16 protein-coding genes are annotated in these 10,109 nt (G+C 68.0%); 7 read left to right on the forward strand and 9 right to left on the reverse strand.

What is annotated here, in order from left to right:
• Positions 1-207 precede the first annotated feature (207 nt).
• Entirely contained in the window at positions 208-777 is a 570-nt protein-coding gene (locus ABD116_RS07710) for a hypothetical protein (protein WP_343966357.1), read from the forward strand.
• Positions 778-933: 156 nt separating this feature from the next.
• Here ABD116_RS07710 and ABD116_RS07715 read toward each other — a convergent pair whose 3' ends face one another.
• Complete coding sequence (locus tag ABD116_RS07715; protein ID WP_343966360.1) at positions 934-1,437, reverse strand: hypothetical protein; 504 nt, start codon at positions 1,435-1,437, stop codon at positions 934-936.
• A 183-nt stretch (positions 1,438-1,620) separates the two neighbouring features.
• Positions 1,621-2,172, reverse strand: coding sequence for a YceI family protein (locus ABD116_RS07720; protein ID WP_343966362.1), 552 nt, complete (start codon positions 2,170-2,172; stop codon positions 1,621-1,623).
• Positions 2,173-2,316: 144 nt separating this feature from the next.
• Between ABD116_RS07720 and ABD116_RS07725 the strand changes: the two genes are divergently transcribed.
• From ABD116_RS07725 to ABD116_RS07735, 3 genes are all read left to right on the forward strand, one after another.
• Positions 2,317-2,718, forward strand: a complete 402-nt coding sequence (locus tag ABD116_RS07725) for an SRPBCC family protein (RefSeq protein ID WP_343966364.1) — start codon at positions 2,317-2,319, stop codon at positions 2,716-2,718.
• Positions 2,719-2,788: 70 nt separating this feature from the next.
• Positions 2,789-3,049 carry a hypothetical protein gene (locus ABD116_RS07730; protein WP_343966366.1) on the forward strand — a complete coding sequence of 87 codons (261 nt, stop codon included), beginning with the start codon at positions 2,789-2,791 and terminating at the stop codon, positions 3,047-3,049.
• Between the two features lie 19 nt (positions 3,050-3,068).
• Positions 3,069-3,923 carry a class I SAM-dependent methyltransferase gene (locus ABD116_RS07735; RefSeq protein WP_343966368.1) on the forward strand — a complete coding sequence of 285 codons (855 nt, stop codon included), beginning with the start codon at positions 3,069-3,071 and terminating at the stop codon, positions 3,921-3,923.
• A gap of 74 nt (positions 3,924-3,997) precedes the next feature.
• On the opposite strand, the gene pyrE is transcribed toward ABD116_RS07735, so the two are convergent.
• Together pyrE and ABD116_RS07745 are read right to left on the reverse strand one after the other, a co-directional pair.
• Entirely contained in the window at positions 3,998-4,516 is a 519-nt protein-coding gene (gene pyrE / locus ABD116_RS07740) for an orotate phosphoribosyltransferase (RefSeq protein ID WP_343966370.1), read from the reverse strand.
• 52 nt (positions 4,517-4,568) lie between these two features.
• Complete coding sequence (locus tag ABD116_RS07745) at positions 4,569-5,801, reverse strand: exonuclease domain-containing protein (protein ID WP_343966371.1); 1,233 nt, start codon at positions 5,799-5,801, stop codon at positions 4,569-4,571.
• 172 nt (positions 5,802-5,973) lie between these two features.
• Here ABD116_RS07745 and ABD116_RS07750 point away from each other — a divergent pair, with 172 nt between their 5' ends.
• A complete protein-coding gene (locus tag ABD116_RS07750; RefSeq protein WP_343966372.1) occupies positions 5,974-6,636 on the forward strand; it encodes a DUF6308 family protein in 663 nt (220 codons plus the stop codon).
• Positions 6,637-6,654: 18 nt separating this feature from the next.
• On the opposite strand, the gene ABD116_RS07755 is transcribed toward ABD116_RS07750, so the two are convergent.
• A complete protein-coding gene (locus ABD116_RS07755) occupies positions 6,655-7,290 on the reverse strand; it encodes a hypothetical protein (RefSeq protein WP_343966373.1) in 636 nt (211 codons plus the stop codon).
• A 17-nt stretch (positions 7,291-7,307) separates the two neighbouring features.
• On the opposite strand from ABD116_RS07755, the gene ABD116_RS07760 reads away from it, so the two are divergent.
• Entirely contained in the window at positions 7,308-7,463 is a 156-nt protein-coding gene (locus tag ABD116_RS07760; RefSeq protein ID WP_343966374.1) for a hypothetical protein, read from the forward strand.
• Here the strand turns inward: ABD116_RS07760 and ABD116_RS07765 are convergent.
• Both ABD116_RS07765 and ABD116_RS07770 read right to left on the reverse strand, forming a co-directional pair.
• Positions 7,460-7,951 carry a metallophosphoesterase family protein gene (locus ABD116_RS07765; RefSeq protein ID WP_343966375.1) on the reverse strand — a complete coding sequence of 164 codons (492 nt, stop codon included), beginning with the start codon at positions 7,949-7,951 and terminating at the stop codon, positions 7,460-7,462. The two genes, ABD116_RS07760 and ABD116_RS07765, sit on opposite strands and share 4 nt — an antisense overlap.
• Positions 7,952-7,955: 4 nt before the next feature.
• On the reverse strand, positions 7,956-8,945 hold the full coding sequence (locus ABD116_RS07770) for a Rossmann-fold NAD(P)-binding domain-containing protein (RefSeq protein WP_343966376.1): 990 nt from the start codon (positions 8,943-8,945) through the stop codon (positions 7,956-7,958).
• Between the two features lie 167 nt (positions 8,946-9,112).
• Between ABD116_RS07770 and ABD116_RS07775 the strand changes: the two genes are divergently transcribed.
• Positions 9,113-9,424: a hypothetical protein gene (locus ABD116_RS07775; RefSeq protein WP_343966377.1), complete on the forward strand. Its 312-nt coding sequence runs from the start codon at positions 9,113-9,115 to the stop codon at positions 9,422-9,424.
• Positions 9,425-9,474: 50 nt separating this feature from the next.
• Here ABD116_RS07775 and ABD116_RS07780 read toward each other — a convergent pair whose 3' ends face one another.
• Both ABD116_RS07780 and ABD116_RS07785 read right to left on the reverse strand, forming a co-directional pair.
• Positions 9,475-9,837: a hypothetical protein gene (locus tag ABD116_RS07780; protein WP_343966378.1), complete on the reverse strand. Its 363-nt coding sequence runs from the start codon at positions 9,835-9,837 to the stop codon at positions 9,475-9,477.
• Complete coding sequence (locus tag ABD116_RS07785) at positions 9,834-10,058, reverse strand: hypothetical protein (RefSeq protein WP_343966379.1); 225 nt, start codon at positions 10,056-10,058, stop codon at positions 9,834-9,836. The genes ABD116_RS07780 and ABD116_RS07785 overlap by 4 nt, the downstream gene beginning before the upstream one ends.
• Between the last annotated feature and the right edge of the window lie 51 nt (positions 10,059-10,109).

The raw sequence follows: 10,109 nt of genomic DNA on the forward strand, positions 1-10,109 counted from the left end.
CGACTCCTCAGTCTCAGTAACTGAGATCGAGCCTAGAAATCAGCGGTGCCGGAAACATCGCGCCACGGAGCCAATTCGCACCCCCTACCCCGGTACCGGGTCGACTGTGATCTAGGTCACAGTGACCACGGTCCGTGTCTCAGCGTTACACGGTCAGTGCCGGAGGGTGCGAGCGGCAGTGCCGCGCCGACAGGAGGTTCGGACAACATGCGCATTCGGAACCTGGCGGTGACCGCCACGCTGATCCCGGTCCTGATGCTCGCGGGCTGCGGCCATGACGACGCCGCCGAGGTCGCAGCGTCGTCACCGGGCGCCCACAAGGCCGCCAAACCCGGCGTGGCCGACGCGGTGGCCAACGGCTCCCAACCCGGCGCCGGTGTGGCCGCCTCGAACGACCCGGTGATCAACGCGTACTACGACTACCGCGTCGCGTTCGACGTGATGATGCGCAGTGGCGGCCGGTCGACCGAGCAGCTCGCGCCGGTGATGACGCCGACGATGTACACCGCGATCGGCCAGCAGGCGAAGTACTTCCGGGCCAATCGTCTGCACAACACCGGCGTCACCAAGGTGCTGTGGGCCAAGCGGGTCCTGCGCTCCAACGGCGTGATCGTCCGCGCCTGCTACGACACCAAGCAAGCCCGCACGGTCGACACCAGCGGCAAGAGCGTCCTCCCGGCCGGGACGCCGACCCGCTGGCTCGACCAGATGCGCGTCGAACTGGTCCAGGGCCACTGGGTCGTCGACGGCGGCAGCACCACCCCGCAAGCCTGCTGACCCGCCCGCCATCATCGGGCGGCGAGCAGCACCTCGTAGTACCCCTAGACGTCTCCGTGCCGCCGTCCATCCTGGGCACACCTCGCGGTCCGGAGCCAACTCACAGCGCGGAGAGCAGCCACTGCTCTCCGCGCTGTCTGTTTCAGATCGTCCGATTCAGGCGTGCCGAGTGGCCTGCTTGAGAAGCGACTCGACCGCTTCGCACAGAGCGGCGTCGTCGGCCGGACCCGACCAGACGATCACCCGCGCCTTGTCGCCGAGCTTGGCGGCAACCAGCTCGCGAGCCGGCGTCGGATCCCCTTGATTGAGCAGTACCACGAGCCGCCGGCCATCACGCTGCAGCCGATCGAGCAACGGCGGCAGCGTCGAGCCCCGGAACAGTCCCGGGTCGCTCTTCACCTTCGTCTCGATCATCACGCCGCGCCCGCGGACCACCAGCAGGAAGTCGGCGCGATCGCGGGTGAACTCGCGATCGTGATAGACCCGCGCCTTCGGCCACAGTCGTTCGAGCGCGGCATCCACCTCGGCGTCGTACCGGGCGGAGAGCCGGCTGATCTTGGAGCTCGTCCCGCGCGGCCGGAACTCCTCGGGTGCACGGAGCCCTCGACGCCGGCGCCTCAACAGGGGCCGGAGCCAGCGGTAGAACGACGTGTCGATCATCGGCGGACCCCCTGGACCTGGGATGACACTCAAACCCGATTGTTCCCGGGTGAAATGTCACGAACCACGTCCAGGTGGTGTCCGCCGGTGATTGTGACAGCATTGCGACGAACCGGCCGGCTACCGCAACATCAGGCCCGGCATCCGGCCGGCCGACAGCGCCGCGAGTCAGAGCTGCGGTGATCAGGCGTTCTTGATCGCCGAGACCTCGATCTCCAGGTTGACCTTCTCGCTGACCAGCACGCCGCCGCCCTCGAGGGCCGCGTTCCAGCTCACGCCGAAGTCCTTGCGGTTCAGGGTGACCGAACCCTCGAAGCCCAGCCGCACGTTGCCGAACGGGTCCACGCCGCGACCGGTGTACTCGAAGTCGACGTCGACGGACTTCGTCACGCCACGGATCGTCAGGTCGCCGGTCACGATGAAGTGGTCGTCGGCGGCCGGCTTGACCGCGGTGGAGACGAAGGTGATCTCCGGGTGGTTGTCCATGTCGAGGAAGTCGTTGCTGCGCAGGTGCTCGTCGCGCTGGGAGTTGCGGGTCTCGATGCTCTTGGCCTGGATGGTGACCTGGGCCGTGGAGTTCTCCGGCTTCTCGCCGTCGATGTGCGCCGACCCGGCGAACTCGTCGAAACCACCTCGTACCCGGGCGACCATCGCGTGCCGGGCGCTGAAGCCCATCCGGCTGTGCGAGGTGTCGATCGTGTAGTCACCGGTGAGTTCGGAATAGTCAGTGGACATGCAGTCCGCCTCCCAAAGAGGGTAGTTTAACTTTGCACTGTCAACCCTGACAGGGTTGAGTTGATTCGTCAACTGACCGCCGGTGACCGGTCTGTGACGCAGAATCGGCAGGCAGCCGAACCCGTCGGCCGATCAGGAGGTCCAGTGAGTTCGACGCAGTGGAAGGTCCACTTCAAGTCGGCCCCGAGCGAGGTCTACCGCGCCATCAGTACGCCGCTGGGCCGCTCGCGGTTCTGGGCGGCGGCGGCCCCGGAGAGCGACGGGGTGATCCATTTCGTGCTGCCCGGCGATCGTACCGACGACGCCCCGATCGAGCGCGCCGTCCGCGAGCACCTGTACGTCGTCCGCCTGTTCGGCGAGCGGATCTCCTTCGCCCTGGCCCCCGACGAGAACCGCGGCACCGACCTCACCTTCACCCACGAGGGCGAGCCCGACCCGGCCACCTGGGTCTCCCTCCTGCTCCGCCTCAAAGCCCACGTCGACTTCGGCGCCGACCTCCGCAACCACGACCCGGCCCGCGCCCTCACCTACATCGACGGTTGTTGACAGCATCGTTGCGGTGGATGTGGGCACTAGGCTGGACGTCACGGGCAGGCCGTCACAGGGAGAGGTCGCGATGTCGGAGTTCAGAATCACTCACGAGATCCACCAGGTTCATCCGGACATCCGCGAGAAGCTCACCACCACCACGATCGAGGCGATCAACGAGTCCAGCTCGCGCTCGCCCGAGGACGCGGCGCTGGTGCTGCGCAACAAGCTCGGCGAGATCGGCGTGCACATGAGCGAAGAGGCCTGCCTGGCCGCCGTCGAACGGATCCGCCAGGGCAAGACGCTGCGCTTCGAGATCGAACAGGTCGACGACCAGGCCGATCGCTGACTCGCGAGGGGCTGAGCTGATGCCGAGTTCGGAGCAGATCCGCGCCGGCCAGCGCGCGGCATGGGCCAGGCTGTCCGCGGGCTGGGAGAAGTGGGACGCGGTCATCATGGACCAGCTCGGCCCGGTCGGCACGGCGATGATCGAGCGGCTCGACATCGCCGCTGATCAACAGCACCTCGACATCGCCTCCGGCACGGGCGAGCCGGGTCTGAGCATCGCCCGGCTGGCCCCACACGGACGCGTCGTACTGACCGATCTCTCGGCTGAGATGCTCGAAGTCGCCGCACGACGAGCCGCGGCACAAGGTATCGGCAACATCGAGACCAAGGTCTGCAGCGCCGACGACCTACCTTTCGCCGACGCCACCTTCGACAGCGTCTCGGTCCGCTTCGGCTACATGTTCTTCCCGGACATGGCCCAAGCCACCGCCGAGTTCGCCCGCGTCCTCAAGCCCGGCGGCCGCCTGGCCGCGTCGGTCTGGGTCAGCCCCGACCAGAACCCGTGGACCACGATCGCCATGGATGCGATCGCCACCGAAACAGAACTCCCACCACCCGTCCCTGGCGCCCCCACCATGTACCGCTGCGCCGCCCCCGGCTCCATCACCGCCCTGTACGAACAGGCCGGCCTCCACGACATCGCCGAGTGGAACGTCCCCCTCGAACTCGTCACAGACTCCCCCGACCAGTACTGGGCCATGATCAGCGAACACGTCTCCCTGGCCGTCGCCGCCCTCCAAAAGCTCGACGCCGACACCCAAGCCCGAATCCGCACCCACGCCATCACAAACGTCGCCGCGTTCGAGCAAAACGGCAAGGTCCGCATCCCAGGCCTGGCCCGCTGCGTCGTAGGCACAAAACCAAACTCGCAGTAGGCCGGACCGCCCCCGCGTCAGCCGGACCCGCGGCAGGTCGGAGCCGCGGCAGTCGGGACCGGACTTGCGGTTGGTCAGGGAGCGAGGTCGGCTGCGGTCAGCAGGGGAATCAGTTTGATGCCGTCTGCGGCCAGGGTCTCGGCGCCGCCGAGTTGACGGTCGATCACGCACACGGCCTCGGAGATCTGGGCGCCGAGGGCGCGCAGCTCCTGGGTGGACAGCACGATCTGGCCGCCCTTGGTGACGACGTCCTCGACGACCAACACCTGACGGCCCGCCACCTCGGCCCCTTCCGCGAGGCGGCAGGTCCCATAGGTCTTGGCCTCCTTACGGACGAAGGCACACGGCAACCCCGTATGCCGCCCGAGCGCCGTCACCACTGGAATCCCACCCATCTCGAGCCCAGCCAGCACCTCAGTCCCAGCCGGCACCAACGGCACCATCGCCTCCGCGATCGCGTCCAGCAACACCGGATCCGCCTCGAACCGGTACTTGTCGAAGTACTCCGTCGCCGTGATCCCCGACCGCAGCACAAACTCCCCGGTCAAATGCGACGCCCGATAAATCCGCTCCCCCAGCTCACTGATCTCCACGGCTGCACCCTACCGAGACCGTCGGCCCTGGCCCGGCCCCCGGCCCAGCACGTCAGCCGGCCTTCCGCTCCCCTCGATCCGGCAGCATGCGGACGAAGTCTTCGACGGCGACGATCGGTACGCCGAACTCGCGAGCAGCTCGTGCTTTGACCGAGAGACTGTCGACGTCGGCGGCGACTACGAAGGTGGTGTCCGGGCGGACTGCCTCTTGTGGGACGAAGCCTGCTGCGACCGCTCGGTCCCACCAGATCTCGCGTGGCTCCACCATGTCGCCGGTGAACACCAGACGGCTGCCAGCCGGGAACCCCTGCGCCCCAGGCCGAGCCGGTACGTCGTACTGCCCGCCGCTCACCCGCAGCAAAGCATCATCGACATCCGCCGCCCGTTGCCCCAGCATCACCGCGACGCGATCGAGGTCGGTCCGCTCCTCCAGGCTGACCACTCCCCCGCTCCACAACGCGTCCGCCAGATCGGCGACGTAGACCCGATGCAGCTCGTCCACCTCCGACCGCGTCAGCCCGAGATCCGTCGCGACGTGCACGAGCTGATCCGCCTCGGCCTCGTTGATCTCCCGATCGGCCAGGATCATGTCGAGCACCGCCAGGTACGAATCGGCTTGCGGCGGCTCCGGCACCCGCGGCAACTGATCCACCAACCTGCTCATCCAGCCATGCCGACCGCCCGCATGCACCGGTCGCACGGTCGCCACCCCATCCGCACCCGGCAACGCAGGCCACGGCAGGTGTCTGATCTCCTCATAAGCCCATTGCCATGGCGGAGGCGACGGAAACGACCGCAGATAGTGGCTGAAGAGCTGTGCCGTCGCCCGGGTGTCCGCAAGCGCCGAATGCCACCCCTCGATCGAGATCCCGGCCGCCGAGCAACAGGCACCCAACGTCCGCTTGGCCCCCGGATACAAATAGCCGGCCAGCGCCATCGTGCACATCGACCGCTCGGTGATCAGCGGCACCCGGAACCCGATCCGGGCAAACTCCGCCCGCAGGAACCCGAGATCGAACTCCACGTTGTGCCCGACCACCATCCGCCCGGCCAGCAACGACCCGAGCCGGCCCGCGATCTGCGCGAAGTCCGGTGCTGCCAGAACGTCCGCGGTCAGAATCCCGTGAATATGCTGCGGCCCGAGGTCGCGCTGCGGATTCAGCAGCGTCACCCACTCCCGCTCGAACCGCCCGTGCGCGTCGAGCAGCACGACGGCGATCTCGATCACCCGGTGCCGATACCCCGGCGACAGCCCGGTGGTCTCGGTGTCGATGACGGCATACATCCGGCGCCTCCTTCAGCGTCGCTGCCAACTGCCACCAGCCAACCACAGGCCACCGACACTTTCTGGAACCGCACAGATCCGATGTAACGCGGCAACGATTCCACTCGATAGCCCATATGGAAGCGCGGGGGGAAGCCGGAAGGCGCCGCGACCGGGAAAAAGCGGGGGGACCATGCAACTCACCATCGACACCAGCCTCTCCAGCAGACTGCTGGACATCGTCACCGACCCGCAGGCAGTAGCAGACTTGCGGGCCTACTTCGAGGACGGGCCGCCGAACACCGGCTACCCGGGCCGCTGGTTCGAGCAGATCGGTTCGCCGGCCGACCAGGAGCGCGACCGCAACCGGCTCACCGCCGACGACATCGTTGCCTTGTCCGCGCTCAACATCCGGCTGCCGATCACCGTCTCGGCCAGGCTGCTCGGGGAGGACTCCGCCGAGATCAGCGAGCTGCTGACCGAGATCCCGGCCGACGTCGACCTCTGGGACGTCGCCCGCTCGGACCTGAGTCCGCGCTCGGCGGCGTACCGGCTGTTCACGAAGTTCCGGGCGATGGCGTGGAACGGCGGCGAGCACGGTACGTCCGGCGTCACCGCGAGCAAACTACTGGCCCGCAAGCGGCCGCGGCTGATCCCGATCTACGACCACCAGGTCAACCAGCTGGTCGATCTCGGCAAGGGCGCCAACTGGTGGATCTCGTTCCACGAGGCACTGACCGCTCAGGTCCGCGACCATCTCGAGCACGCGCACAAGTCGGCCGAGCTCGGCCCGCGGATCACGTTACTGCGCACGCTCGACGTGATCCTGTGGATGCGCGCCCGCCACACCGACTGAGCCCGCGCGGCGCGACTACTACGCAGGCGGGATGTCGACGGCGATCTCCTCGCCCAGCTTCGCGCCACCGGTCAGATCCAGGTCGTCGCCACTCCAGAAGCGGCCCGGGTCGTACCAGTTGATCCGCTTGCCGGCCGGGAGAAGTCCCATCTCCTCGTACGTCAGCGCGACGACCTCAGCGCAGTAAGCGCTCTCCAGCTTCAGCTCCCGTTCGCCCCTGCGGAACTGCGGGATCCGCCCGCGCAACCAGCGGGATGCGAGTCGCGCGGTCGACGGGAACGGCGTACCGTCCAGGCGCGCGACGGTACGCAGTACGGCGTCCTCTGTCTCACGAGTGACCGGGTACTCGAGCTGCCGCAGCCAAGCGCGCTGACCGTACTTGCGCGACCAGGTGAGCACCGCATCGCGCAGGTCATGCAGCTGTACGCCGCGTTGGTGCTGGCCGGTCCACACGTCGGGCAGCGAGCGGCCGAGCTCGGCGTGCCACATCAGCGGCGGCAGATCCTCGAGTACCACCGCCATCCCGACGTGGTTGACCGGGCTGTTGGTGGTCAGCTGGATCGCCCGATCGGCCGCGCTCTCACCGCGGAACAGCCAAATGTCACCCGTTCGTGTCAGTTCCGTAGCGTCATCCAGTGCTATCCGTGTCTCCACGTCGCTAGGTTAGTGACATGAAGGCATGGAAGGTCGTAGGACTGGCAGGTCTCGTCGGCGTCGCCGCAACTGGCGTCGTCATCGCGCGAGGCGAGCGCAAGCGCAAGTCGTACACCCCGGAAGAGGTCCGCGGCCGCATCAAGACCCGTGTGAAGGAAGCCGCAAGCGCCTAAAGATTGTGCAGCGCAACCTCTGTCAGACGGCCTGACTCGATCACGGCCGTCTGGTAGGTGCAGTACGGCTGGCTGCGCCGATCCGTCGGCGACCCCGGGTTGAGCAGCCGCAATCCCCGTGGCGACGTCGTGTCCCACGGGATATGGCTGTGCCCGAAGACGAGCAGGTCGACGTCCGGGTAGGCGCGTTCGCACCGCTCCTCGCGACCTTTCGCCTGGCCGGTCTCGTGCACGACCGCGATGGACAACCCGTCCAGCGTGACCCGGGCGACCTCCGGAAGCCTTGCCCTGAGCAACGATCCGTCGTTGTTGCCCCAGCAGCCGACCAGCCGCTTCGAACGCTCGGTCAACTCGTCGAGCAGGTCGACACTCACCCAGTCACCGGCATGGATCACCACGTCCGCGTCGTCGACCGCTGCCCACACGGCAGCGGGCAGCTTCTTCGCGCGGGCCGGTAGATGAGTGTCCGAGATCAGCAGCAGCCGCATATCGCTACTGTGCCACGGCCTCGATCAACTCCCGCTCGCGAGCGAGGCTCAGGCCGGCCTTGCGTTCGCGGTCGAGGCCGAGCTCGCGTTCCCACGCAAGGGTGTCGACCAGGAACTCCTTGCGTGGTCGATGCTTCAGGCCGGCCGCGGTAGCCGCCGCCCCGCTGCGGTTCGACCAGCCCTCGTACCCCGGCGCGGTGATCCACATCGCGATCGACTCCGGCCCCATGAACTGCTCGACCTTGTGCTCCTCCAGCCACTCCTGCGACGCGAGTACGACCGGCCCGGTATGCCCGCCGACCTCACGTACCAACGAGATCCACTCGCCGAACGGCACCACGGGACCCACGGTGTCGAAGGTCCCCGTCGTACCGCGTTCGGCGTTGTCCAACAGCCAGGACGCCAGGTCCCGTACGTCGATCACCGACGTCGCCAGGTCAGGCGTGTCCGGCACGAGCAGCGGCTCCTCCGGTGCCCGCGCCGCGCGAGCAACCCACGCTCCGCCCCGATCGCTCGTATCCCCCGGCCCACCGATCAGCCCCGCCCGCGCGATCACCAGACGATCCCCGACCGCAGCCACCGACGCCAACTCGCAAGCCACCTTGGCCTCGCCGTACAGCTCCCGATCGACGACCTCCAGATCGGTTGCCTCCCGCAACGGCGCCGACTCGTCCGCCCCCGGTACGTCGAACGCCGCATAGACGTTGCCCGTCGACACGTAAGTCCAGTGCCTGGCGTCGTCCTTCAGCGCTGCCAACGCCTCCCGCACGAACCCGGGCTGCCACGACACCTCGAAAACCGCGTCCCAGCCCTTCCCCCGGACGGCCTCGTACGCGTCCGGCCGGCTCCGATCGGCCGCGACCAACGTCGCCCCCGCCGCGACCGCACCGCTCTCACCGCGCGCCAGACAGGTCACCGCATGCCCACGCGCGAGCCCTTGCGTCGCGAGCTCGCGCCCGAGGAACGCCGTACCGCCGAGAATCAGAATGTCCACGCCCCAAGCCAAGCAGGCGGCATGGACGAATCCCACCCCCTCTGCCCAGGGCAGACACGCTCAGTGTCCTCCCGTCCCCGTCGCGTCATAACTGTCCGTCACCACTTGCGGGGCGCGCGGGGCAGGCGCACTGTCGGCAGTAGGAGTACTAGACAGCAGGGGGAATCATGGCTGGTTTCGTTCAGATCATCGAGTTCCAGACCTCCAGACCGGACGAGGTCCGGGCACTCGGTGAGGAGTTCCGCAAGAACCGGGAGGCGGCCGGTCCCGGCTCCTCGCCGGTCCGGATGATGGCGTGTGCCGACCGGGACAACCCGGGCCACTACTTCAACATCGTCGAGTTCGCCTCCTACGAGGAGGCGATGGCCAACTCCGAACGCGCGGACACCACCGAGTTCGCCACCCGGATGATGGAGCTGTGCGACGGGCCGACGACCTTCCGCAACCTGGATCTGCGGGAGACCGCCGAGATGAGCTGAAGGCTGAACGGGGCCGGCGCCGGAGGGAGTTCGGCGCCGGCCCGTTCGGGTCAGACCAGGTCCGCGGCGCCGGATCCGGTCGTGGTCTGCCGGCCGGACTGGAACTCGTCCGGCGGGGGTTCGGGGGCCGGGTGCAGGTCCGGCCAGGGCTGGGGCGGCAGATCGGCACGCTTGGGCAGCTGCGGATCCGGCCCCGGGTCAGGGTCCAGCCACTCGATCTCGGTGGCGCCGTGGTGACCGTGGATGGCGATCACCGAGTCGATGCTGTCCCAGACGGTGGTGGTCGGATAGTCGCCGTACCAGCGCAGCGCGACGGCTTCGTCGGTGAACTGAACGCCCTCGGCGACGGGCCCGGTACCACTCACCCCGGAGACGTCGTGGTGGCGGATCAGCCGGAAGCGACGGGCAGTCATTTCGGCGCGACCTCCCAGAGCCGTTCACCCGGCAGCGCCCGGCCACCGGGATCCGCGTCGGGGATCGGTTCACTCGTCACCTTCAGGCCGGCGAACCGGCGTGACATGGCGGCGGCATAGCGGTCGGCCACATCGGCCTCCGCCCGGTAGTCCGCGACGACGTGGTCCCCGAACCACACTCGTACGCGGCGACGTTGTTCTCCCGCCGGATCCCCGGACATCAGTGCACCCGGCGTCCGGTCGAAGGCGTGCGGCGGCCGCCTGTCGGGGTT

Source organism: Kribbella koreensis, from assembly GCF_039525325.1.
GTDB lineage: Bacteria > Actinomycetota > Actinomycetes > Propionibacteriales > Kribbellaceae > Kribbella > Kribbella koreensis.

Bases quoted from the DNA above. Each gene is read 5' to 3' on its own strand.
- ABD116_RS07710 (WP_343966357.1), top strand. From the start codon at position 208: ATGCGCATTCGGAACCTGGCGGTGACCGCCACGCTGATCCCGGTCCTG.
- ABD116_RS07715 (WP_343966360.1), bottom strand. From the start codon at position 1,437: ATGATCGACACGTCGTTCTACCGCTGGCTCCGGCCCCTGTTGAGGCGC.
- ABD116_RS07720 (WP_343966362.1), bottom strand. From the start codon at position 2,172: ATGTCCACTGACTATTCCGAACTCACCGGTGACTACACGATCGACACC.
- ABD116_RS07730 (WP_343966366.1), top strand. From the start codon at position 2,789: ATGTCGGAGTTCAGAATCACTCACGAGATCCACCAGGTTCATCCGGAC.
- ABD116_RS07735 (WP_343966368.1), top strand. From the start codon at position 3,069: ATGCCGAGTTCGGAGCAGATCCGCGCCGGCCAGCGCGCGGCATGGGCC.
- ABD116_RS07745 (WP_343966371.1), bottom strand. From the start codon at position 5,801: ATGTATGCCGTCATCGACACCGAGACCACCGGGCTGTCGCCGGGGTAT.
- ABD116_RS07750 (WP_343966372.1), top strand. From the start codon at position 5,974: ATGCAACTCACCATCGACACCAGCCTCTCCAGCAGACTGCTGGACATC.
- ABD116_RS07760 (WP_343966374.1), top strand. From the start codon at position 7,308: ATGAAGGCATGGAAGGTCGTAGGACTGGCAGGTCTCGTCGGCGTCGCC.
- ABD116_RS07765 (WP_343966375.1), bottom strand. From the start codon at position 7,951: ATGCGGCTGCTGCTGATCTCGGACACTCATCTACCGGCCCGCGCGAAG.
- ABD116_RS07775 (WP_343966377.1), top strand. From the start codon at position 9,113: ATGGCTGGTTTCGTTCAGATCATCGAGTTCCAGACCTCCAGACCGGAC.
- ABD116_RS07780 (WP_343966378.1), bottom strand. From the start codon at position 9,837: ATGACTGCCCGTCGCTTCCGGCTGATCCGCCACCACGACGTCTCCGGG.
- ABD116_RS07785 (WP_343966379.1), bottom strand. From the start codon at position 10,058: ATGTCCGGGGATCCGGCGGGAGAACAACGTCGCCGCGTACGAGTGTGG.